At 70.7% G+C, this 21,720-nt stretch carries 20 protein-coding genes and 1 pseudogene; 4 read left to right on the plus strand and 17 right to left on the minus strand.

Annotation, left to right across the window (positions count from 1 at the left end; all coding sequences use genetic code 11):
• The 15 genes from IWC96_RS05130 to IWC96_RS05200 all read right to left on the minus strand — a co-directional run bounded on the left by IWC96_RS05130 (position 1) and on the right by IWC96_RS05200 (position 12,633).
• Complete coding sequence (locus tag IWC96_RS05130; RefSeq protein WP_196838488.1) at positions 1-606, minus strand: LPD7 domain-containing protein; 606 nt, start codon at positions 604-606, stop codon at positions 1-3.
• Positions 603-2,471, minus strand: coding sequence for a type IV secretory system conjugative DNA transfer family protein (locus IWC96_RS05135; RefSeq protein WP_196838489.1), 1,869 nt, complete (start codon positions 2,469-2,471; stop codon positions 603-605). The genes IWC96_RS05130 and IWC96_RS05135 overlap by 4 nt, the downstream gene beginning before the upstream one ends.
• The gene (gene virB11, locus IWC96_RS05140) at positions 2,437-3,444 is read right to left on the minus strand and encodes a P-type DNA transfer ATPase VirB11 (RefSeq protein WP_196838490.1); all 1,008 of its coding nucleotides are present in this window, start codon (positions 3,442-3,444) and stop codon (positions 2,437-2,439) included. Before virB11 ends, IWC96_RS05135 begins: the two co-directional genes overlap by 35 nt.
• Complete coding sequence (gene virB10 / locus IWC96_RS16195) at positions 3,444-4,589, minus strand: type IV secretion system protein VirB10 (RefSeq protein WP_196838491.1); 1,146 nt, start codon at positions 4,587-4,589, stop codon at positions 3,444-3,446. The genes virB11 and virB10 overlap by 1 nt, the downstream gene beginning before the upstream one ends.
• Entirely contained in the window at positions 4,586-5,389 is an 804-nt protein-coding gene (locus tag IWC96_RS05150; protein ID WP_196838492.1) for a TrbG/VirB9 family P-type conjugative transfer protein, read from the minus strand. The genes virB10 and IWC96_RS05150 overlap by 4 nt, the downstream gene beginning before the upstream one ends.
• Positions 5,386-6,069 (minus strand): virB8 family protein, encoded by a 684-nt coding sequence (locus IWC96_RS05155; RefSeq protein ID WP_196838493.1) that lies wholly within the window; start codon positions 6,067-6,069, stop codon positions 5,386-5,388. Before IWC96_RS05155 ends, IWC96_RS05150 begins: the two co-directional genes overlap by 4 nt.
• A 221-nt stretch (positions 6,070-6,290) precedes the next feature.
• Entirely contained in the window at positions 6,291-7,211 is a 921-nt protein-coding gene (locus IWC96_RS05160) for a type IV secretion system protein (protein WP_196838494.1), read from the minus strand.
• 12 nt (positions 7,212-7,223) lie between these two features.
• Positions 7,224-7,442 carry a hypothetical protein gene (locus tag IWC96_RS05165; RefSeq protein ID WP_196838495.1) on the minus strand — a complete coding sequence of 73 codons (219 nt, stop codon included), beginning with the start codon at positions 7,440-7,442 and terminating at the stop codon, positions 7,224-7,226.
• The gene (locus IWC96_RS05170; RefSeq protein WP_196838496.1) at positions 7,439-8,167 is read right to left on the minus strand and encodes a type IV secretion system protein; all 729 of its coding nucleotides are present in this window, start codon (positions 8,165-8,167) and stop codon (positions 7,439-7,441) included. The genes IWC96_RS05165 and IWC96_RS05170 overlap by 4 nt, the downstream gene beginning before the upstream one ends.
• The gene (locus tag IWC96_RS05175) at positions 8,164-10,530 is read right to left on the minus strand and encodes a VirB4 family type IV secretion/conjugal transfer ATPase (RefSeq protein WP_196838497.1); all 2,367 of its coding nucleotides are present in this window, start codon (positions 10,528-10,530) and stop codon (positions 8,164-8,166) included. The genes IWC96_RS05170 and IWC96_RS05175 overlap by 4 nt, the downstream gene beginning before the upstream one ends.
• Positions 10,523-10,858, minus strand: a complete 336-nt coding sequence (locus IWC96_RS05180) for a type IV secretion system protein VirB3 (RefSeq protein ID WP_196838498.1) — start codon at positions 10,856-10,858, stop codon at positions 10,523-10,525. Before IWC96_RS05180 ends, IWC96_RS05175 begins: the two co-directional genes overlap by 8 nt.
• Entirely contained in the window at positions 10,858-11,160 is a 303-nt protein-coding gene (locus tag IWC96_RS05185) for a TrbC/VirB2 family protein (protein ID WP_196838499.1), read from the minus strand. Before IWC96_RS05185 ends, IWC96_RS05180 begins: the two co-directional genes overlap by 1 nt.
• Positions 11,157-11,780, minus strand: a complete 624-nt coding sequence (locus tag IWC96_RS05190; RefSeq protein ID WP_196838500.1) for a lytic transglycosylase domain-containing protein — start codon at positions 11,778-11,780, stop codon at positions 11,157-11,159. The genes IWC96_RS05185 and IWC96_RS05190 overlap by 4 nt, the downstream gene beginning before the upstream one ends.
• Positions 11,768-12,076 carry a helix-turn-helix transcriptional regulator gene (locus tag IWC96_RS05195; protein ID WP_196838501.1) on the minus strand — a complete coding sequence of 103 codons (309 nt, stop codon included), beginning with the start codon at positions 12,074-12,076 and terminating at the stop codon, positions 11,768-11,770. Before IWC96_RS05195 ends, IWC96_RS05190 begins: the two co-directional genes overlap by 13 nt.
• Positions 12,077-12,150: 74 nt before the next feature.
• A complete protein-coding gene (locus tag IWC96_RS05200; protein ID WP_196838502.1) occupies positions 12,151-12,633 on the minus strand; it encodes a helix-turn-helix transcriptional regulator in 483 nt (160 codons plus the stop codon).
• Positions 12,634-12,897: 264 nt separating this feature from the next.
• Here IWC96_RS05200 and IWC96_RS05205 point away from each other — a divergent pair, with 264 nt between their 5' ends.
• From IWC96_RS05205 to IWC96_RS15925, 4 genes and pseudogenes are all read left to right on the plus strand, one after another.
• Complete coding sequence (locus IWC96_RS05205; protein ID WP_196838503.1) at positions 12,898-13,515, plus strand: GntR family transcriptional regulator; 618 nt, start codon at positions 12,898-12,900, stop codon at positions 13,513-13,515.
• Between the two features lie 72 nt (positions 13,516-13,587).
• Positions 13,588-13,926, plus strand: coding sequence for a hypothetical protein (locus IWC96_RS05210; RefSeq protein ID WP_196838504.1), 339 nt, complete (start codon positions 13,588-13,590; stop codon positions 13,924-13,926).
• Between the two features lie 51 nt (positions 13,927-13,977).
• On the plus strand, positions 13,978-14,616 hold the full coding sequence (locus tag IWC96_RS05215; RefSeq protein WP_196838505.1) for a lasso peptide biosynthesis B2 protein: 639 nt from the start codon (positions 13,978-13,980) through the stop codon (positions 14,614-14,616).
• Positions 14,617-15,125: 509 nt separating this feature from the next.
• A pseudogene (locus IWC96_RS15925) lies at positions 15,126-16,244 on the plus strand (asparagine synthase-related protein); the annotation flags it as partial.
• Here the strand turns inward: IWC96_RS15925 and IWC96_RS05220 are convergent.
• Together IWC96_RS05220 and IWC96_RS05225 are read right to left on the minus strand one after the other, a co-directional pair.
• Positions 16,242-18,704 (minus strand): prolyl oligopeptidase family serine peptidase, encoded by a 2,463-nt coding sequence (locus tag IWC96_RS05220; protein WP_196838506.1) that lies wholly within the window; start codon positions 18,702-18,704, stop codon positions 16,242-16,244. The pseudogene IWC96_RS15925 and the gene IWC96_RS05220 sit on opposite strands and share 3 nt — an antisense overlap.
• Positions 18,704-21,652, minus strand: coding sequence for a TonB-dependent receptor (locus IWC96_RS05225; protein ID WP_196838507.1), 2,949 nt, complete (start codon positions 21,650-21,652; stop codon positions 18,704-18,706). The genes IWC96_RS05220 and IWC96_RS05225 overlap by 1 nt, the downstream gene beginning before the upstream one ends.
• Positions 21,653-21,720: the final 68 nt, after the last annotated feature.

A 21,720-nucleotide genomic window follows, 5' to 3' on the forward strand; every position in this document is an offset into this window, starting at 1 on the left:
TCAGCGCGTCCGCGCCCGCCGAATCTCGGGAGACCGGCGGGTCCTGGTCTCCCTGTCCAGGCCAAGCCGCGCGGCCGCATGGGCGATCAGACGTTGTTGCGCCTCCGGGGCGGCGATCAGGGTGCGGACCACGGTGGAGGCCATGCGCAGCCGCTGTTCGAGCTGTGCCCGGCCGTGCGGCAGGCCCGCCGCCCCTCGGTCCCGGTCTCGCGGGCGATACCCCTGGACCTCCAGCCCCATGGCCCGGGCCTGGACCCAGACCTCGCGCCGGAAGGCCGCCTCGCCCTCGACCTTCAGGCGTGACCAGCCGCGATGCCGGGCGACCTTGAGCATGTCGGCCACGGTGTCCGGATAGGCCCGGTCGGCACTCAGCCGCCGGCCCGTGTCCCGGAAGGCCGGGTCGGCCGTCCGGTGATCGCGGTAAAAGCGTTCCGGCCGGCCCCTCAGGTCGCGCTCGATCAGATAGCGGTCCAGCAGGGTCTGGGGCACGTCGCCCTTGGCGACCGAGCGGGCCCGGGGCTCGCCGGGCCGGGCGCGATCCGGCCCGATCTGGTTGGCGGCCGTGCCGGCTTTGGCGCGGTCGCGCGATGGGGTCGCATCGGTCATGGCGCACGCTCCCGGGCCGGCGACGGCGGCGCGGCCGCGACACGGTCAAGCCAGTCGCGGACCTCGCCTTCCGAGGCGCCGTGGGCGGGCGGCGGCAGCCCCTCCTCGGCGAAGGCGCGGACGATGGCGTCGAATTCCATCTCGGGGTCCTCCGGGGTTGGCGATGAAACAGGATAGGCCGGTGCGCCGCCCGGCTGGGTCGGCGGCGCCGGGGCGGGGGCGCGGGCGATCTCGGGTGGCGGACGCAGGCGGCGGCGGAACGCCGCCTCGCGGTAGTAGACGATCTTGCGCCCGCGGATCGGCGGGGTTCCGGCCTTGAACACCATCAGGGCGGATGACGGCAGCTGGATCAGTTCCTGCGGCAGCATCAGCGGCCGGCGCTGGTCCGAGGCGGTGAGGGTGCGCCGCCCGGGGCCGAGGCCGCGCGGGCGGCTGCGGCTCTGGGCCTTATAGGTGTAGGCGCCGAGGCGTTCGCTGAGGTCCTGGGCGGTCTTCAAAGCCTTGGGGGCGAACACCACCTCCACGCCGCAGTTGGCGAGGATGTCCTCGGCCAAATCCGGGCCGTAGAGTCCACGCAGCTGCGACGGGCTCTGGATCACCGGCAGCAGCCGCAGCCCGTAGCCGGCCACCCAGGAGAAGGCGTGGGCCAGCACGGGCGCCGGGCCGAGCCGGGCGAACTCGTCCAGCAGGACCAGAACCGGCTGGTCGTCGGGTCCGGGCAGGCGGCGGCTGTTGAGATCCACCAGCTGCTGGAACAGCAGGCTGTAGAGCGGGGCCACTCGCAGCAGGTTGTCGGGGGTCGCGCCGAGATAGAGTGACGTCGTCCCTTGCCGCAGGTCGCGGAGGTCGAAGTCGCTGGCGCTGGTGGCCGCGTCCACCGCAGGGTTCAGCCACAGGCCCATGCGGGTGGTGATCGACTGTCGGATGGAGGCGAAGGTGTTCTCGCTGGAGCTGCAGAAGTCATGGAGAGCCGAGGCGCAGGCGGGCGGCAGCGGATCGCCGGCCTGGCGGCGGGCCTCGATCGCCGCGGGGAAGCGCCGGCGCGGGTCGTCCCCGGTCAGCTGGCGGAAGACCTCGCCCAGGGTGAAGGGCAGGGGCGGGCTGGCGGCCACATAGGCGCCCACCCCGATGAAGCCCGTGCGGGCGGCTTCCGCCCAGAACGGATCGGCATGGTCGTGGCCGGGGAACAGCATGGCGGCCATGCGCTGCAGTTCGTCCAGGACGGCGGTGGGGTCGGCGCGGTTGATGTGGCCCAGCGGGTTGAAGCGCGCCGTGCGGCCGTCGAGCGCCAGGGGGTCGAACAGCAGCACCCGCTGGCCGCCCTCCGCGCGAAAGCCCGCCGTGGCGGCGAAATTCTCGCGCTTGATGTCCAGCGCCACGACCGAATGGGGCCAGGCCAGGAGATTGGGGATCACGACCCCCACGCCCTTGCCCGTCCGGGTCGGGGCGTAGAGCATCACATGCTCGGGCCCGTCCGAGACCAGGAAGCCGCCGCCCGAGGCGTGGCCGAGGAGGATTCCGCCCCCGGCGCGCAGGCCGGCGGCGCGCTGTTCGGCCCCGGTGGCCCAGCGGGCGGCGCCGTGGAGGGGCCGGCGCCGGGAAAGGGCGGCGCCCGCCCCGGCCAGCAGCACCAGCAAACCGGTGGAGGCGGCGCCGATGAGGAGCCAGCGCCGCACCTGGGGATCGCCGCGGTAGTACCAGAACCAGGCGGGGACCCTCGCGGGGTCGATGTCGCCGGAAAACTGGCCGAGGCCGACCAGGGCGATGGTCCCGCCGCCCACCGTCACGAACACCAGGGCGGCCAGGAGGCCGACGGCCAGTCTGGCGGCGTCAGGCCGCGTTGCTGCGCTTGCGAAGCGGCTCATGCCAGACCTCGGTCATATGGAAGCGGCCCTCCACCTTCTTCATCTGCACCACCACGTCGATCAGCAGATGCAGCAGGGCCCGGATATCGTCGCGCGGCAGATCGCGGCCGCCTTCGGATTCCCGCACCAGCAGGGTCAACTGCTCGAAGGCCAGGGCGGCGGAATCGGCGTGGACCGTGGTGATCGAGCCCGGATGGCCGGAGTTGACGTTGCGGAGGAAGAAGAAGGCGCTGCCGTCCCGAAGCTCCTGGAGCAGGATGCGGTCCGGGCGCATGCGAAGCGCGCTCTCCAGAAGCGCCTTGGGCCCGACCGGCGCCAGACCCTGGCCGTCCTTGGAATAGATCATGTGGACGATGTTGCGGTGGGGCGCGACCAGTTCGCGGGTGTCCTCGATGGTCAGGAGCCGTTCGTCCGCCGGGATCAGATCGATCAGGCCCTTGGCGAAGGTGGTCTTGCCCGAGCCGGTGGCCCCGGAGACCAGGATGTTGCGGCGCGCCTCCACGGCCAGGCGGAAGAAGGCCGGCCAGTGGCCCTGATCGCGCAGCCGGATCAACTCCGCGTCGATGGCGTGGATTTCGTCGTCGCGGGCCACGGCCGTGGTCTCGAACAGGCCGCCGGCCTGGAAATCCTGCAGGGTCAGCCGCCGCCGCGAGGGCTTGCGGATGGTGAGGGACACCGTGCCTTCCGGGACCACCGGCGGCAGGACGATCTGGCAGCGTTCCTGGCCGGGCAGGACGGTGGAGCAGATCGGCCGGTCCGGCCCCACGTCCTGGCGGGTATGGGCGGCGGCCGCCACGGCCAGGGTCCGCAACCAGGGCTCGGACAGCTCCGGCACGTCCCGCCAAGTCCAACGGCCGGATCGTTCGACGCCGACCTCGCCGGGCCGATTGATCACCAGCTCGGTGACGTCGGCGGGCTCCAGCAGCGGGCGAAGCGGCGCCAGGTAGTGGTCGAGGACGGCGGTGTCGCCCATCAGCGCGACCTCAGCCGATAGACCGAAGCGAAGTCCAGATCCCGGGCCACGAAGATGGAAACCTCGCTGCCCTGGTCCTTCCTGAGCGTCGGGGGAATGCCGACGGACTCCTGAAGGGCGACCGAGGCGGCGTCGGACGGGGCGCGGACCATGCCGCGCCCGGCGCCGGCGTCCATGGCGGCATGGCCCGCGCCGTCGACGATGCTGAGCACAAGGGCGCCGCCGAACCGCTCCCAGAAATGGCTGTCGATGCGGCCGTCGAACCCGGCCCGGCCCAGGGCGTCGGCGGCCGGCGAGGCCAGGGTCACGGCCACCCCCTCGGGGGTGACAGCGCGGGTCCACAGAACGAACAGCCGGCCGCGGCCGCGCTGCAGGCCGGAGCGATACTCGCCCAGAACCCGCGTGCCCCGCTCCATCAACACCACGGCGCCGTCGTCGGACCAGACGTCGCGGGGCGTGATGCAGCTGACGAAGCCGGGCGTGGAACTGTCCATGGCCGTCTGCAGAATGCAGGGAAGGCTTGAGCCGGCGGTGAGGAGGAAGCGCCGGTCGGGCAGGCGGTCCGCCTGGGCCCGATCGATCGGGCCGGCCTGCCGCAGCCGGTCCAGGGACGTGGGTTCCGCGGCGTCGGAAGGTTCGATCTCGAGCCCCTCGCCGAAGGTCGGGCGCGCGCCGCCGCCGGCGCGGCTGTAGGCGAGAACCGGGGCGCGCCGGGCGCTTTCGGCCAGGGCGCGTCGCTGGTCCTCGGGCGATGGGCCGCCAGCCTCCGGGGGGGCGGATGCGCCGGCGTCGAGCGCGGGCACGGGCTCGCCCGTCAGCGAGGGCGCCTCTGGATCCGGGTCGCGGCCGGACAGCAGCGGCGGCTCCGCCGGCGGCGGGGCGGGCTCAAAAGGGACGAACTGCCGGGCCGGTTCATCGGAGGGCGCGCGGGCCGGGCGGTCGCCCTGGTCCCAGGTGGCGAACAGGAAGGCGCCGCAGCCCGCCGCCAGGGCGGCCAGGGTGATCCAGCGGCTGCGCGGCCCGCCCAGACGCCCGGCGACCGGGGAAATGGACCGGTCCGCCGTGGTCGGGGTCTCCTGCGGACTCCGGGGTTCGGGGACGTCGTCTTCGGGGCGGGAGTCGATCGGATCATTCGGCTCGCTCACGACGCGCCTCCCGTCGGAATGCGCTCGACCTGGGACGAGGCCGTGCCGGTGCCCGTCGCCCCGGCCCGATCGTCGAACGCCTCATTGTAGATGCAAAGGACCGTTTGGCCGCGCCGCAGGCGCAGGCCGCGCACCACGCCATGGATGACCACGAACTCGCCCCGGACGTCATAGGGCACCAGCCGTTCGGTCTGGCCGTCCGCCTCGAACAGGGCGGGGATGGCCTGGCCGCCGGGGAAGCGCAGGACGGTGAAGCGGCCGTTGTCGCTGATCTCGCTGGGCTGCAGGGCAGGGTCGCCCTGAACGGAATAGGCCAGGTTGCGGCGGCCCTCCACGGCGCCCCGGGCCAGCTCGAGCCCGACCAGACGGGTCTCGGCGGCTTCGGCGGCGCGCGCCAGGGCGGCCTCGGCGGCGGCGCGCTCGTCGGCCGGATAGCGGAAGCGGACCTGGTAGACGGCGGCGGACCCGCCCGGGGCGCCGAGCTCAAAGGCGTAATGCCGGATTCCGCCGGGCCCTTCAGTGACGACCAGCAGATTGGTGGGGGCGTGGCGTTCGCGAGGCTTCAGGAACAGCACAGACCCCTCGGCCGCCACCTCCCAGGCGACGCTGTCGCCGATGGCGGCGTGGCGGATGGTCTCGTCCGGCGAGAAGATGACCTGGGTCGCGGTGCGGAAGGCGCCCTCAATGGCGTAGACGGCGCCAGGCGTATAGGTCAGGTCGCGGATGCGGTCGTCCTGAGCCGTGGCGGGCGCGGCCAGGGCGAGGACGGATGCGCCGAACAGCGCGGCGAGCGGTCTCATCGGATCACCTCCGGGTCGGTACGATAGGAGAGCACCTGGAAACCCAGGGGATTGCGCAGCCGGTCGGCCTCGGTCATCGGCGCGCGCGTCCACGAAAAGCCGATGGTGGCGATCCAGTCGCTCTCTTCCACCTGCTGGGCGCGCCGCACGGTGCGTCGGTAGCGGACGTTGGCCACCTCCGGATTGATGAAGCCCACAGCCCGGATCGAGACCGAGGCTTCGGCCGCCTGGCCGTAGAGGTTTTGCGGGCTGGCCGGGTTGGTCCCCCGGAACAGGTCGGCCCAGCGTCGCTGTTCGGACGGGGCCGAGAGGATGGAGACCAGCCGGAAATTCTCCTCGGTCGCCGCATGGAGATAGCCTTCGCGGGCGCGGACATATCGGGCGAGGAAGTATTTGCTGACCGCCTCGTCGTAGCGGACCGGGCCGGTCTCCTCGGAAAGGCCGCGGGCCAAGTCTACCGCGCCGGTTGTCTGGTCGACGCGAATGACGAAAGGCTCCACCGTCTTCAGCGGCGCCAGGCCGGCGACGGCCAGGGTGGCCGCGATGGCGAGCCCTCCGGCTGTGGCGGCCACGACCCAGGCCAGGCGTCTGGAGCGCATGGCGGCCCCCAATCGATCCTGATCCCAGCGCTTCGCCTCGGCGAAATAGCGCTTCAGCTCCCTGGACGGAACGGCGCTCACGGGCATCCTCCCGTCGGGCTGGCTGCGGAGGAGTCCGACGGCTCCGCGGGATCGGTCGCCGGTTCCCCAGCCACAGGCGCGGGTGGCAGGAGCACGGATCCGTGGGGGTTGGCGGGGCGGCGGGCCTGGCCGTCGCAGACCGGCAGGCGGTCTGTCGCCAGAGACGCGCAGCCGGGGGCGAGGGGCAAGAAAGCGGCGAGGAAAAGGAGGGTGCGCATGGGTCAGCGTCCTTGGGGTCGAATGGAGCCGCCGCCGCGCGGCGGGGCCCGGCCCGCCTCGAGCGGCCCGGAGGCGCGGCCCGAGCGGCTGGAGCCGAGGGCGGCGGCGTTGGCGAAATCGGCGAGGCCGGCGCTGGCGCCGCCGGCTACGCCCGCGGCGATGGCCGGGGTCTGCAGGAAGAAGATCGCGCCGAGCAGACACAGGGCGATGAAGATCAGCCCGCCCACCATCGGGTCCTGGCCTTCGATGGCGCCCCACTGGTCCCGGACCAGGGCCAGAATCAGCTGGAAGATGGTGATGATGAGGGCGAACAGAACCAGATAGTTCACCGCCTGGCTGAGCCAGCCGAAGAAGTAGCGACGCGTGGCGTCGAACAGGGCGGCGGCGATGAAGATGGGCCCCAGGGTGACCAGCAGCGCCAGCGCCAGCTTGGCCACCATGACCACGCCGAAACCGATGGCGCAGGCCAGGGCGCCGATGAGCAGCACGGCAACGGCGACCACATAGGGCGCCGGGTCGAACATGGATCCCTCACGCGCGATGGTCTCGCTGAGATAGCCGGCATAGGCGAGAAACTGGTCGAAGGCCGCCCCCACATCGGGCGCGCCCGAGCCGCTGACGGCCTGGGTCAGGGCGTCCGGCAGGTCGACGAACAGCGGCTGGGTGACGAAACTGGAGTAGGCCGCCGTCGTCGCCAGGGCGTAGAGGAAGGCGAGCTTGATGGAGCGGATGGCGAAATCCATCACCGGCTCCGCGATCGCCCCCCGGAGGATGGCGTAGCCGTAGAGCAGCACATAGAGGACCAGCGCCACGCGCAGCGGACCCTCGACCACCGCGATCACCGATGACAGCCGATCGCCCAAGAAGACGTTGAGGCGGTCGTCGATGAAGTCATAGCTGGGTTCGAAGACGCGGAAGCTCATGGCGGAGGTTCCTCAAAAGGCCTGACGATAAAGGGCTTCGCGATCGCGGCTCCGGCCCTGCGCCAGACCTTCGCGGGCGGCGTCGCAGTCCAGGGTGCGCCGGCCGCCGGCGCAATCGGCCACGGCCGCCTCCGCCGCCGTCTGATCGGCGGCGAAGGTTTCGACCGTGTCGTCGGCCTGCGCACAGGCGCCGAGGACCAGGACGGCCAGGATCGGGAGGACGCCTCTCACTGGATCGCCTGCCGGTAGGTGGCCAGGCGGTCGTCCCGGGCGGCGGCGGCGCGCTCGCGGGCGCGCTGCGCCTCCAGCCGTTCCTCGGCCGCCTGGGTCATGGCCAGGCCCTGCAGGCGCACCTGTTCATTCTGGATCAGGGCCTGTTCGGCAGCGAGCCGTGCTTCCAGGTCCATCACGGCGCGGGCGTTCGGGGCGGTGTCGAGCGCCTGGCGCAAGACCTCGAGCCCTTCCAGCCGCTGGTCGGCGGCGGCGCCGACAGCCTCCCCGACCGCCAGGTCGCGGGCGGTGCGGGCGCCGGCCCGCTCCAGCGCCTCGTGATAGTAGCGATCCGCGGCCGGGACGTCGCCGGCCGGGGGCGTGTAGAGGCGCATATCGGCGCGGATGGCGTCGGCGCGTTCCGCCAGGGCGCCCAGCGCCGACAGGTCGCCCTCGGCGGCGGCCCGCAGCGCCTGGAGGTCGGGCAGCGGACTGCGCACCTCGGGCAGGCCCAGCGCCTGGGCCACGCGATTGATGTCCGACACATCGTTCAGGCTGTCGAACAGCGCCTCGCCTTGGCGGACCTGTTCGCGCAACTGCTCCAGCTGCTGAAGAGCGGTCTGCGCCTCGCGCACCAGCTGCGCATAGGACGTCGGGTCGTGGACCACCATCTGCGCCTGGGCGGCGCCGGCGGCGAGCAGAAGAGCGGCGACTGCCGAGGCCGCGGCGAGGGAATGGCGGATCATGGGAGTCTCCTTTGCTGGTGGAAGGCGTCGCGCCACTGGGCATAGGCGTCGCCGTGCTCGGCCCTGAGGCGGTCAAGGAGGGCGACGGTCCCGGCCCGGCCGGACAGGATCGCCAGGGCGTCGTCCAGCCCGGTCAGGTCCAACTCCACCACCACGCTGGCGTGGCCTTGCTTGACCAGGAAGCGATGGGAGTCCGGGGTCAGCTCATCGCGGACCAGGCGAAACTCGGTCTCGGTCAGGCCGAAGCCCTCAACATAGTCGCGGGCCTGACCATGGGCGTTGGGCAGGAAAATCCTGGTGGCGCATTGTTCCAGGATGGCCGGGGCGATCGGAGAGGCCAGGGCGTCCGAGGGCGACTGGGTGCCGAACATCATCACTGCGTTCTGCTTGCGCCAGGTCTTGAGTCCGTCGCGGATCAGATCGGTGAATGCCGGGTCGCCCAGGGCTTTCCAGAACTCGTCGATGTCCAGCACCAGGCGGCGGCCATCCACCCGTTCGCCGATCCGGTGCAGCAGATAGAGCATCACCGGCGCGCGCACCTCGGCGTCGTCCAGGATCGTGGTGACGTCGAAGCCGACCAGCCGGGCGTCGAGTGCAACGGCGTCCTCCGGATTGTCCAGCACCCAGCCCAGCGGGCCGCCCTGGACCCAGCGTTCCAGCCGGGCGCCGATCCCGCCCGCGTCGCCCTGGCCGAGCAGGCTTCTCAGGGCGGACAGCGAGCGCCTGGCTTTCGGCAAGGCCTCCAGCGCCCGGACGGCGTCGTCGATGGCGCGGCGCTGGCCCACGCTGAGGGTTTCGCCTGGCCGCTCCACCAGGGCGCGGACCAGACGGGCGAGGAAAGCCCGGTTGGACGGCGATGGCGTCAAGGCCTTGAAGGGGGCGAAGCCCGACGGCTCGCCGGCCTTCAGCGCCAGATAGTCGCCGCCGGACGCGCGCACGAAGATTTCGGCGCCGAGGTCCTTGTCGATGAAAATCTGCTGGACGCCGAACCGCTCCAGTTGGGCAAGGACGAAGTTCTGCACCACGGTCTTGCCCGAGCCGGAGGGGCCGCAGATGAAGGTGTGGCCCAGGTCGCCCAGGTGCAGGTTGAGATAGAAGGGGGAGGCGGCCGTGGTGCGCAGCACGGCCACGGCCTCGCCCCAGTGATTGCCGTCCGGGCGTCCTACAGGATGGGCGTGGAAGGGGGCCAGGGCCGCGAAATTGCGGGAGGTGATGGCTGCGGGTCGGGTGCGTCTGGAGAAATTGCCCGGGAACTGGGCCCAGAAGGCGGCTTCTAGCCCCAGATCCTCCCGCGCCACCACCAGACCGCAGTCGGCCAGCACGCCGCGCGCCTTGGCGAGGTGGTCGGCCAGGGCCGCAGGATGGTCGCCATGGACCAGCACCGAGGCGTGATGTTCGCCCATCACGAAGCGGTTGCTGACCAGATCGTCCAGGGCCGCGTCCAGCCCGTCGATCTGCGACGCCGCGCGGTCCCGCGACGCGACCATCTGGTTCTGCTTGCGCTCCATCACCGCCCGGGCGGCGGACTTGGAGAGAAAGGCGAAGGACTGGGAGACGACGAAGGGGAAACGGGCGTCCAGAAGGCCGTCCCACAGGCCGGGCCGGGTGACGGACGGATACTCCTTGATCGCCAGGACGCCGGCGAAGCGGGTGTCGGCCACGTCCCGCAGCTCCAGCGCCTCGCGGCCAAAGATGACCCGCGACGTATAGACGGCGTCGCCCAGATGGCCGCAGGTCAGCGGAACCCGCTCGGGCCGGCCCGTCAGGATCAGGCGGAACATCTCCATGGGTTCGGAGAACCAGAGGCCGCCGTGCTTGTAGAGGCCAAGGCGGCGCGGGCCGTAGGGGGCGAGGAACTGGACCAGGTCGCGGGCGGCTTCCTCCAGCCGGCCCAGCAAGGTCGCGTCGATCTCGGCCTCGCCCCGCCGGGCGGCGCGAAGTCGACGTATCAGAGCGCCGGCGCGTTCGCCGGTCTCACGGCCCGGATGAAGCACCAGGGAGACATAGAGGTCATTGACGAACAGGCGCCGGGCGGCGAGTCGGGCGTCATAGTCGGCGGACAGTTCGCGGGCGAAGGCCGAGATGTGGCCCGTTGTCGGCGCAAGCTGGATCGGGCGGCGCACCACATGGTGCCAGACCGCCAGCCGGTCGTCGGCGAGATTGCGCCAGGCCTGGTTCAGCTTGACGTGCCAATCGTTGAGGTCGCGCGCGTCGGCGGTCTCGAAGCTGACGCCGTCCAGCTTCAGGCTCAGCATCAGGGCCCCGGTGTCCAGGGCGACGATCTCATGGCTGACGTGGCGGGCGTAGGGCAAGGCCCCGCGGACCGCCGGCTCGCGTCGAAGGGAATGCGCGCTGTCAGCCATGACGCAGGCCTCCGGGCGTAAGGCGGCGAACGAGAGGCAGAGGGGTCGGGGAAGAGCCGCCCCAGGCGGCGCCGTTGCGCGCTCGACCCTTGGTGTCCACGTAGAGGAAGAGCAGCCGGAAGGCGTTGTGGTCGGCCTTGCAGATGGCGCGGAACACCAGATGCAGCACCGGGGCGGCCAACAGATAGAGCAGGCTGCCGCCGACGAGGAAGACGACCCCCGACAGGATCACATTGACGCCCACGGCCTCCATCGGCGCCCCCATCACCATCGCCGGACGGGTGCAGGCCAGGAACAGCGGGTCTTCGGCGAGCCGTTCGTCCGCCATCAGCCGCCCCCGGTGATGAGGTTGACGATCTCGGCGGCGCCGAAAACCACCACGATGCCCAGAACCACGATGGCGGCCCGGCGCAGGTCGAACAGGCCGAACATCCACAGTATGCCGACGATGACCACCGCCAGCACCGCCAGGAGACGAGCGGTGTTGCCGGTCAGCAGGTCCACCACGTTCTGGAGCAGACCTTCGATATTGGCGGAGGCGAAGGCCGGACTGACGGCCACCAGACTGGCGGCGCCGGCGATCATGGCGGCGGCCGCCCAGCGGCGCCGGCGTGAGACAGGGATGGTCATGGTGAGGAACTCCCGATGGGCTCAGTCGAAACGGTGATGACGGCGCCGCCGCGCGCGCGCGCGAACACGTCCCAGGACGGCGGCGGCGGTTCGGCGGCGAGCCGGATCGGCCCGCCCGGCGCGGGGGCGTCGGCCGCGATCGGTCGGGTGAGGGAAAGGCGCGCGGCGGCGGCTTCGACGCGGGCGACATAGCCGTTGCGCAAGCCACGGTTCGGATGGCCGGTGTTGTAGCGGGACAGGGCAACGCGCAGCGCCGCCTGCCGATGGGCGGGTTCGGCCCCGGCCGGGCGATAGCCCGCGCGCAGCACGGTGGCGGAAGCGGCGAGGTTGCGGCAGGGATCGAAAGCGTCCTCGATCGACAGGCCCAGCCAGGGAAGATTGGCGCTGTTGATCTGGGCCAGGCCGAGATCGAGATTGGCGCCGCGCGCCAGCAGAGCGCGCGTCGCCGCGACGGCCTGGGCGCGACTGCGCGCCCGGAGCGGCGGCGCCGGACCGCGGTTCACCCCGATCGCCAGGGGATCGAAGCGGCTCTCCACATAAGCCACGGCCGCCAGAGTCTCCGGCGCCACGCCGGGCGCGCAGGCCTCGGCGAGATCGAGCACGGCGGCTAGATCGAGCATGACGGGCGGCTTTCGGCGGAAACGGGACGGGGCGGCACGCCCCGGGCCCGGGGCGATGTTGGAGGCGGAGCCTCATGGCCGGCGAGGATCGCGGCCGCCTGGACCCGGGTGCGGACGTTCAGCGTCCGGCACGCTCGGGCGATATGTTCATCGACCGTGCGGGGCGACAGCCGCAGTCTGGCGGCGATGCGGGCCGAGGACAGCCCGGTCGCCGCCAGGTGTACGCACTCCCACTGCCGGAGCGACAGGGCGTCCAGGGCGGGCGACAGCGTGTCAGTGGCGAGGGGACCAGACATGGCCCTAAGGAAATCGCCGCCAGTCGATTGCGGCTATCCCGCAAGCGTGCGTCGGTAGATTTCCGGTGGCGCCGTCAGGCCTCTTCGGGGCCGACGGGCTTCACCAGCCGATCGGCGCCGGACGCCAGCCAGGCGCGGGCGTCCTGATCTCGCTGGACGGCCAGCTCGCCGAGATCCTTGAACAGGCGGTCGAAGGCGTTGATCAGGGTGCGCGCATCCAGCGATGCGGCGAGGGCGCCGTGGTCGCGGTCGAAATCCTGCAGCGCCACCATGACGATGGTCATCAGCTTGTTGTCGGCGCAGCGAAGGGCGAACTCGGGCGATCCCAGGGCGAGGCTGGCCAGGATGGCGTAGGGGTCGCTGTCGGTGGCCTCCGCGAACCGGTGGATGCGCTCCAGGTTCACGCGGCCGGCCCCGGCCTCGAAATGCTCATAGGAGCGCTGGGCCATGTTCATGCGTTCGGCCACGTCGGCGGCCTTGAGGCGGCGATGGGAGCGGATCAGGCGCAGGCCGGCGGACAGGGTCTCGCTCTGGCTGCGGCGCTCCTTCGGATCCACGATGGCTCCCCCTTCCGTATCGACGACGGCCCTGGTCGAGGCCGCGCGGCTCGCCCACTGGTTGAAAAATGGGGCAAGTGGAGCGCAAATAAAAGCGGCATAGCAAACGCACGCAGCTTTATTGCGGGTGGTCCGCAAAGATCGGCAAGCGGGGCCAAAGAGCGAGGAAAGATCTGTCGTGGGCGCGCTCATCAGCGCGTGATTGCTCAAATGAATGGGCGGATTGTAGTCAGGAGAGGCGGCGCGCGTGCTGCGCCGGCGGCGATGAGAACGCGGGATTCGTTCGGCGAGGCCATGGGGGCCACCTGGCGTGTGTGCCTGTCCGAGCCTGTGCGCGCCGGCGATCCCCTGGTCGTCCGGGACATCGCCCAGGCCTCTCGCCTGAGCGCCACGCCGGTGCGCGAAGCCCTGGCCTGGCTGGCGGGCCAGGGTCTCGTCGAGCGCCGGGTGGGGCGCGGCTACTTCATGCCCGACCCGTCGGCCGAGGAGGTGAAGCAGCTGTACGACCTCCATCGCCGCTGCCTGCTCTGGGCGCTGGAAACCCTTGCTTCGCCCCAACGCCTGGAGCCGGCCCCCGACATCGCGGACCTGGAGGACCGAACCGCCTGGCTGTTCCGGTGCGTCGCGGCGAGCAGCGGCAATGTCGTCCTCGCTGAAGCCCAGGGACGCGCGGCGGCGCGCCTGCGTCTGCTTCGGCGCGCTGAAAGCCAGGTTTGTCCTTCAGAGCCCGCTCTGTACGCCGAGGCGGAGGCCGCGTTCTTCGCAGGCGAAATTCCCGCTGTGCGCCGACTCATCGATGGCCACCATGAAGCGAGGATCGGAAGGGCTGGCGAGATTTGCGCGGCCCTGCGCCCGGCGGCCAAGAATATAGACCAAATATAGTTTGAATATAGAGTGCGCGGGACGCTTCCTTGGTTCCGGGCGATCCCGCCCTTCAAACGCAAGGAGCATATGATGACCCCGACTTTTATTCCTCTGGGCCTCGCCAGTCGCGAGACGCGCGCCTGCCTGTGCGGCGAGTTCGTCGAACTGGTTCCTGTCCACTACTACCAGCAGGCCGGCGTCGGCCTTGACCTGGTGCCGCTCGGCGCGGCCGGCGCCGCCACCCGCGCCGTTGAACGGGGCGAGGTGACCGAGCTGAATCCCATCTTCGAATGGACGCCCTCCGGCGCCGGTCAGGAGATGGTCGCCCTGGGCGATGCGGCACGCTCAACCCGCGCCACGTCTGGTGGCCGTGAGATGGAGCTGAACCCCATCTACCAATGGACGCCCCCCGGCGTTCAGGAGGCCTGAGCGGGCAGGGGCGTCGGTCCGCCGACGCCCCTGTGCACGGGTTAGCACAGCATGACCTTCCATCTGCGTGAAGACATCCACGTGGCCCTGATCGACGAGGATGCGGTGATCCTTCACGTCACAAGGGACGCCTATCTCTGTGTGCCCGGTGGCGCGGCGGGCTTCGAGGGAACAGCGACGAGCCCGCGCCTTCGCCCCGGTCCGCTGGCCCAGAGGCTGGAGGCGGCCGGCATGACGCGCGAGACACCCGCGCCGCCGCGGCGCCTCGCGCCGGCTAGTCCGACCCGATCCATCATCCATGAGGCTGCAGCCGGGCGCCCGAGCGCGCCGGAACTTCGCCATGCGGCCGGCGCCCTGAATGATCTGCGCAGGGTCCGGCGGCGCCCCGGCCTCGCTCCCTATCTTGAGCTGGTGCGGGAGGACTCCGCCCTGTCGTGCGACCCGGACCAGATTTTGCCTGCGGCGCGCCAGTTCTGGGACATCATGGTCTGGCTGCCGTTCCGGGGCGAGTGCCTGCAACGCTCGGCCTTGCTGGTGGCGTGGTTGCAGCGACACGGCCTTCGGGCCGAATGGGTGTTCGGTGTTCGTCTCTGGCCGTTCTCCGCCCATTGCTGGGTCCAGTGCGAGGACGTCTGTCTCAATGACGATTTTGAGCGCCTTCAGGCCTTTACGCCGATCCTCCGCCGATGACGCCGCCTCCGCCCCACGCCCACGGCTATGTGCTGATCGACCGGCGTGACCGTCCGGCCGGTGCGGCCGATGGGCTTGAAGCCGGCCTGGCGGCGCTGCGCGACCAAGGCTGGCGCCGCGCGCTGGCCGTCTGCGACCTGGAGGTCTGGCTGGGGCCGCGCTCGCGGCTGAAGGCGGTGCAGGTTCATCGGCGGCACATCCTGATCGGCGACTGGCGCGGCGACTCGCGTTCGCTGGCCTCGCTGATCGGCGAAAGCCGCTCGTCGGTGGAGATTGCAGGCAAGGCGGTGGGGCGCGGATGGGGCCGCTATGTGCTCGCCTGGATCGACGACGCCTCGGGCGCGCTGGCCCTGCTGCGTGATCCGTCAGGAGCCCTGGATTGCGTCTGGTGGCGCGCAAACGGCCTGACGGCCGTGACCGGCGAGCCGCCGCCGGAGCTGGACCCGCTGTGGCCGGAGCACGTGGGTGTCGATTGGGAGGCCCTCGCGGCCTTTCTCGATGACCCCGCGATGATCGCCGACCGCCTCGGGATACGGGGTCTGGTCTCCGTCCGGCCCGGCGAACTCACCCTGGCTGGCGATCATCCAGAGTCCCTGGAGGTCTGGAGCCCGGTGGGGTTCTGCTCCCGCGGGCGCCTGTGGGACGACGATCCAGCGGCGCTGGAATCCGTCGTGGACCGAACGACGGCGGCCCTGGTCTCCGGTCACGGCCGGCTGGTGGGGGAGCTGTCGGGCGGGCTGGATTCCGCCGTGGTCGCCGCGGCCCTGGTCACAGCCGGCCGGTCCGGCGACACGGATTTCATCAATTACCACGGCGTCTGGCGGGAGGGCGATGAACGCGCCTATGCCGGGGTGGCGGCCGAGGCGCTGGGCCTGCGTCTTGCGTTCGCCCGGAAAACGACGGCGCCGGTCACGATCGAGCAACTGATGTCCATGGGACGAGCTCTGCGGCCCGGGCTGAACGGCCTGGATGCGGCCTATGATGCGGACATGGCGCGTCGCGCCGCGGCATCCGGTGCGACGGGTATCGTCAGCGGACAGGGCGGCGACGCCGTGCTCCAGTACGCCGCCGACCCGAACATCATCATTGATCGTTTTCGTCGCCTCGGGCCCCAGGCGCTCTCGCCTGCCTATCTCACGCGGTTGGCGCAATGGACGGGCGTGCCCGCCTGGACGCTGGCGCGCCGCGCCCTGGATGGTGGGGGTGCAGACCCGTCAGGCCCGCGCCATCCCTGGTTGCGAGGCCGCGACTTGCCGCCGGCCAAGACCGCCCAGATCAGAGCGCTGGTCAACACCCAGCTGTTTTGGGGCGACGCCTTGAGGGCTCGCCAGGCCAACCTGATCCAGCCCTTGCTGGCCCAGCCGGTCATCGAGCACTGTCTGTCCATACCGGTCGATGTCCTGACGCAGGGCGCACGGGACCGGGCCCTGGCGCGCCTCGCGTTCTCCCGGCGCCTGCCGACCCGGTTGATCGCGCGCCGTGGCAAGGGCGACCTGACACAGCACTATGGCAAGGTGGTGCGCGCCAGCCTGCCCACCCTGCGGCCCTTCATCCTGGAGGGTGAGCTCGCCGGTCACCGCCTGATCGACACGGCCGAGATGGCGAGCGGTCTGGAAGAGGCGGTCCTAATCCGGCGCCCGGCCAGCAATCGCCGGCTGATCACCGCGGTTCTGGAGGCCTGGCTGCGAACCTGGCTGGCCAGGATCGAGCGCCGACGGGGCCAGGTATCGGTCAAGCCACGCAAGGACATGGTCGTGCAGGTCGCGGACATTGCCGGGGCTGGCGAAGCTGTGGCCCTCGCCGAAGACCGTCAACAGGCCCGCTTCCCTGTTGAGCCGATAGAGGACGCCGAACAGGCCGCCCAGGCGGGCCCCGTCCAGGTCGCTTTCGATGAGCAGGGTCGGCGTCACGATCCGCCCTGCGGCGTATAGGGGGCTGTGATCCACATAGGCCAGGGGGTCCGAGGCGAAGGGTACGCCGACGCCGCCCTGTCCCGTCTCCGCCCAGCCCGACATGGTCGTGATGGGCACGCCGTCGCGGGCGATAGCGCGCCAGTAAAGCCGAAGATAGGCGATGTTGGCGAGATCCGCGTATCCGTTGGACGCGATGATCGCGCGGAACCGGTCGGTCTGGGTCGCGACCCGCAGGACGGTCTGGGCGCCGAAACTGTGGCCGACGAGCGCGGCGCGATCCGGGTCCACCCAACCGGCTTCGGCGGCGGCGTCCAGGACCGTCTCAAGCTGCGGGGCGATGTCGCGAAGGTCCGCCGGGTGCCGATCGTACGGCAAGCTGGGAACGAGCACGGCATAGCCCGCCGCCGCGAGGACGTGGGGATTGACGTGGCGTTGGTCAGTTCCGGGCTGCAGGCTCCCGGGGGCTTCGGCGTGGATGTCGCCGGGATAGGGCATGATCACCACCGGGGACGGCGTCGTGCGGCGCTCCGGTGGAAGAAGCAGCCAGCTCGTCAGCTCGGCGCCGTCCGGCCCGGCGTGACGGACCGGGATGACCTCGCCCCAGTCCAGGTCCTCCAGCGTCGGGTTGACGGTGAAGAGCCGCCGAGCCTCGTCGGGTGTCCGCAAGGTCACGGTTGTCGCGCCCAGGGTCGAACGCCGGCGAGTGACGAGGGCGGGGTCCTGCGCCGCGGCGGCGAGGATCATCTCTCCCTCGAGGGCTTCCGCCAGGCAGTGCGGGCGGGTGGTCCGGGCGGTGGTGATGCAGCCGGCCTGGTTCACCAGGGGTTGGCGGCCCAACCACACGGGGTCGGGGTTGTGATTGCGGCGATCTCCGCCGTCGAAGCTTCGTCCTGCGAGGGAGAAGCCGGTCAGAATGGAATCGCGGCCGCCGAAAAGAGAAAGGCCCGATCCGTTCAGGACCATCAGCTGGTCATTGGCCCAGACGAGCCGCTCTCCGGGCGCCGCGACCTGGGCAGACCTGTCGTCGTCGCCAGGGGATAGCCGCCGCCAGAGCCGCGCGCCGTCGGCTGAACGCACCTGGACGACCGGAACCCGTCCGTCCCAACCGGCGAACGCCAAGGGGATTCCGTCCCACGTCGCGTCAATCCAGGGCGCGTCGTTTCCAAGGTCCAGGGCTTCAGACTCCCCGCCGGCCGTGATGGACCAGAACCGTCCGCCGCGAAAGGCGCGCCCTTCGGTGCGGGCGAAGGCGATGAGCCGCCGGCTGTCCGGGGACCAGGTCATGAGGTGGGTGATGAAGTCCTGCCCGGGCAGGGGTTCCAGGGTATGCCCCGTTTCCAGGTCCGAGAGGACGAGGCGTCTGCGGCTGAGCCACTCGCCGGTGGAGGCCGGGACGTCGGGGCCGATCTGGTAGTCCTCTCCGTTCTTCATGGCTGCGACGCTGCGGCCGTCCGGTGAAATCTCCAGGTCAAAGAAATCGCCCCGCGCCAGCACCCGGTCTTCGCCGGTCTCCACATTGAGGCGGATCAGGCGTGCAGGCCGCGACCGGGCCCGCTCATTGCGCGTTGATCCGCTGGTGACGAAAACGCCTGAAGGCGCGTGCCCGTTGGCCGCCGTCCGCCAGAGGGCCGAGATTTCCTCCTGCGCGCCGCCGGGCATGCGCAGGAAGAGCGGCAGGTCGTCGGCTTCCCGGGCGACCAGCACCAGTTCGGTGTCGGATCGCCAGGCGACGGTCTGGCCGTAGAGGGGATACTCCGGGGTGATGTCGAACCATCGCACCTGCAGGTCGGGGAACGACAGCACGCCCAGACGCCAGGTGTCTTCGGTCAGGCGGTAGACCACCATGCGCCGACCGTCGGGGGAAAAGGGTCCGGACAGGTAGCCGGCCGCCGCACCCGGATTCTTCAGGACCAAGGCCGGGACGTCGCCGTCCCTGCGAGAGACCTCCAGGCGGCTCAGCAGGTGGGAGGTCAGGTTGCCGAACCGGTAGCTGGACGCGCTGTTCCATGGTCCCCGTCGCTCGACGGCGACCCACTGTCCGTCCGGACTGATGCGAGCCCTGCCGACTCCTTCCATGGACAACAGGTGCTCGGTCGAAAAGGCCCGCTGGCCCATGGCGGACGCGGGGACCGCAGCGGCCAGGGCCGCTGCGAGAACCGGAATGATCGGGCGCATCACCAGCTCCGGACGAGCTGCAGCGACAGATACCGGCCCCGGACGTCGGCGTTGGCCGCGTCATAGGCGACCCCTGCGGGAGAATCGTAGAAGGGCGGGGCGCGATCGAACAGGTTGTCGACGTTGAGCGTCACCGCCGTTCCGGCCAGGGGCCCGGCCGTCGGCTCGTAGCGGAGGCTTAGGTCGAAGGTGGTCCAGGAGCCGATCGCCGTGTCCGTGAGATCGCGATAGCCCGTCACATGGCTGACGCCCACGGCGCCGGACCAGTTCTCCCGCGACCAGCCCAGATGGGTCCGGCCCCGAAGGCTGACGGGATAGTTGGGCCGGTCGAGCTGGGACACGACCGGCGACGTCGGGGTGGACTGGGCGTCGAACCGGTCCAGATAGGTGAGATTGACGCCGGTGTTGAAGGCGTAAGCCCCGACCGTGAAGGGCCACGCAGCGCCCAAGTCGACGCCCTGGGTGGTCACGCGGGCCGTGTTCACATAGCGGGCGTCCACAATGGCGCCGTAGGCGGTCGCGGGGAAAAGGTCCCTCAGGCTGGTCGTGGGCTGGTCGAGGATGGCCTGCATGTCAGCCCGGTCCGCCGCATTGTTGGCGGGGTCGATGACCCGGATGAAAGCGCTCAGGGACGGGTCCGACAGGGCCGTCAGAATGTTCTCGGAGGTGGGCTGGCCGATGCGATTGTCAAACGCGATGCGGAAGGCGTTGAGGCTCAGGCGCAGGCCAGGTGCGATGGAGGGCCGGTATTCCGCCCCGACCGTCCAGCTCTGGGCTTCCTCCGGCTCCAGGTCCGGGTTGCCGCCATACAGGATCATCGACAGAATCTGGGATGAGCCTCTGGGCAGGATGCTGGGGCCGGCGCGGGGGGCGTCATTGATCTCGCGCAGGGCCGGGGCCCTGAAGGACTCCCCATAGTTCGCGCGCACCAGCAGGTCCGATCGGGGCTCCCATAGCAGTCCGATCTTCGGGCTGAGGGTCTGGCCGACGTCGCCGTAGTCTTCGAAACGGGCCGCCAGCGACAGCTCCAGCCGTTCCAGGCCAGGGCGGCGATAGGCCGGACCGAACAGGGGCAGCCGCGCCTCGGAGAAGACAGACGCCACCTGTCGCGAAGCCGTCACGGGCGCGCCGATGGCCGGAACGGCGCCGGCGGTGAAATTGTCAGCGCGGCGACGGAAGTCTTCTTCCCGGACGGCGGCGCCGACCGCCAGCCGAAGCGGTCCGGCGGGCAAGTGCAGCACGGTTCCGTCCAGTTGCAGATGCGCGGTCGTGACGCGTGTGTCGAATTCCGAGTTCGTCCAGCCCGAGCCGATGAAGTCGAGCACGGCGGCGGGACTGTTCGAGCCGTCGCCGAAGGGGTTGAAGAAGCCGTCCCGCGCCGTGCTGAACGCCGTGTCCGGGTTGTCGGGGGTCGAGCCGAGGGCTTCGCGCAGCAGGGTCGAGTTCAACAGGCCGACGGTGCGGTCCCGCGCGCCCTCGGTCGCATAGGCCAGGTAGCTGTTCAGCCGCCATTCGGCCGGCAGGGTGATGGATGCGCCGAAAGTGGCGCCGAAGCTTTCGGCCTTTCCGCTCACCACCGGATTGCCCAGGTCGGGATGGAAGGCGTAGGCGATGTTGTGGGAGATCGCCCCAACGGGCGAGACAAAGTGGGGATTGGCGTCGGTCACCGTCAGCACCGTCGTGGCGCCGGGGGCGACCGTGTCATAGGCCCTGTGGCCGTAGCGGGCGTCCGCACTCAGTTCGACCCGCTCGCCGATCTTCTGAGTCCAGGCGAGAAAGCCGGAATGCCGGGTCTGGCGGGGCACGATGTTGACGCCCTCGCGCATGTTGAAGAGGTTGACCTGCCCCGCCAGGAAGTCGCCCGGCTGCAGGGCGGAGCCGTCCTGGCCCGGGGGGATGGCGTAGGCCGGGGTCTCGCCCAGCACCGGATCGCGGATCAGGATGTTGCCGGGGTTGCTGTAATACTGCCGTCGGTCCGAGCCGCCGAGCCAGCGCAGGTCGGCGTCGCTCGCCCGGCGGCGGTCGGCAGCCGCGAAGGCGTCGCGCTGATTGAATTCGTAGACGGCGAGCAGGCTTCCCCCGGACCAGCGGCGGCCCAGTGTCTGGCCGATCTGGCGGTCCTGCATCGCGCCGTCCGCCGTGGCGCCCAGCCGGAGACGGGTTTCGGCACCCTCGTAATCCTGACGCAGGATGATGTTGACCACCCCGCCCACGGCGTCGGCGCCGTACAGGGCCGAGGCCCCGTCGAGGAGCACATCGATCCGGCTGACCGCACTGGCCGGGATGGTGGATATGTCCGCGAAATCCCCGTTGCTTCCGCTGCCGGCCAGGCGGCGGCCGTTGATCAGCACAAGCGTCGCGTCGCTTCCGAGACCCCTGAGGTTCACGCCCGAGGCGTAGGCGGCGTTGCCGCCCGCGCGGTCGGCGCCGGCGGTGATTGCGGCCTCGTTGCCCGACCCGCCGAAGTTCTGGGGCAGGTCCGCCAGGGCGTCGGCCACCGTGCCATGGCCGCGGCGGTCCATGTCGTCGCGGCTGACTACCACCACAGGGGAAGGCCCGTCCGACGTTCCGCGAAGGAGCGTTCCGGTGATGACGATCTCGTCCAGCACCGTGGTCTCTTGATCCGGTCCGGACCGTTGCGCAGGGTCATAGAGGACGAACACATCCGGCCGGCTCTGGCGGAAGGCGAGCCCGGCGCCGTCCAGCAGACGCTCAAGCGCCTCGCGGGACGTCATCTGGCCGCGCACCGGCTGGCCGGTGCGCCCCGCGACGAGGTCTGCGGGGTAAAGGATTTGATCGCCGCTCTGACGTGCGAAAGCCGCCAGCGCGGGGCCCAGCGGACCGCCGGGCACATCAAAGTCCCGGACGGCCGCGGCGGTCTGGGTCCAGGCCGGCGCCGCGGCCGCCATTAAGGCCGCAGCGGCCGTGGTGCATAATCCCATGCGCATGTGAGCTTCCCCCTTTGTTTTAGCCGCGACGCGGCTGTGAGAGGAAGAGACGGGGCAGGGCGGCCGGC

The organism is Brevundimonas sp. BAL450, from assembly GCF_015767455.1.
Lineage (GTDB): Bacteria > Pseudomonadota > Alphaproteobacteria > Caulobacterales > Caulobacteraceae > Brevundimonas > Brevundimonas abyssalis.

Coding starts and splice junctions, on each gene's coding strand:
- IWC96_RS05135 (WP_196838489.1), bottom strand. CDS start 2,471: ATGAGCCGCTTCGCAAGCGCAGCAACGCGGCCTGACGCCGCCAGACTG.
- IWC96_RS05210 (WP_196838504.1), top strand. CDS start 13,588: ATGACCCCGACTTTTATTCCTCTGGGCCTCGCCAGTCGCGAGACGCGC.
- IWC96_RS05190 (WP_196838500.1), bottom strand. CDS start 11,780: ATGCTCGATCTAGCCGCCGTGCTCGATCTCGCCGAGGCCTGCGCGCCC.
- IWC96_RS05150 (WP_196838492.1), bottom strand. CDS start 5,389: ATGAGACCGCTCGCCGCGCTGTTCGGCGCATCCGTCCTCGCCCTGGCC.
- virB11 (WP_196838490.1), bottom strand. CDS start 3,444: ATGGGCGACACCGCCGTCCTCGACCACTACCTGGCGCCGCTTCGCCCG.
- IWC96_RS05205 (WP_196838503.1), top strand. CDS start 12,898: ATGAGAACGCGGGATTCGTTCGGCGAGGCCATGGGGGCCACCTGGCGT.
- IWC96_RS05225 (WP_196838507.1), bottom strand. CDS start 21,652: ATGCGCATGGGATTATGCACCACGGCCGCTGCGGCCTTAATGGCGGCC.
- IWC96_RS05195 (WP_196838501.1), bottom strand. CDS start 12,076: ATGTCTGGTCCCCTCGCCACTGACACGCTGTCGCCCGCCCTGGACGCC.
- IWC96_RS05215 (WP_196838505.1), top strand. CDS start 13,978: ATGACCTTCCATCTGCGTGAAGACATCCACGTGGCCCTGATCGACGAG.
- IWC96_RS05175 (WP_196838497.1), bottom strand. CDS start 10,530: ATGGCTGACAGCGCGCATTCCCTTCGACGCGAGCCGGCGGTCCGCGGG.
- IWC96_RS05220 (WP_196838506.1), bottom strand. CDS start 18,704: ATGCGCCCGATCATTCCGGTTCTCGCAGCGGCCCTGGCCGCTGCGGTC.
- IWC96_RS05160 (WP_196838494.1), bottom strand. CDS start 7,211: ATGAGCTTCCGCGTCTTCGAACCCAGCTATGACTTCATCGACGACCGC.
- IWC96_RS05130 (WP_196838488.1), bottom strand. CDS start 606: ATGACCGATGCGACCCCATCGCGCGACCGCGCCAAAGCCGGCACGGCC.
- IWC96_RS05180 (WP_196838498.1), bottom strand. CDS start 10,858: ATGGCGGACGAACGGCTCGCCGAAGACCCGCTGTTCCTGGCCTGCACC.
- IWC96_RS05185 (WP_196838499.1), bottom strand. CDS start 11,160: ATGACCATCCCTGTCTCACGCCGGCGCCGCTGGGCGGCCGCCGCCATG.
- IWC96_RS05170 (WP_196838496.1), bottom strand. CDS start 8,167: ATGATCCGCCATTCCCTCGCCGCGGCCTCGGCAGTCGCCGCTCTTCTG.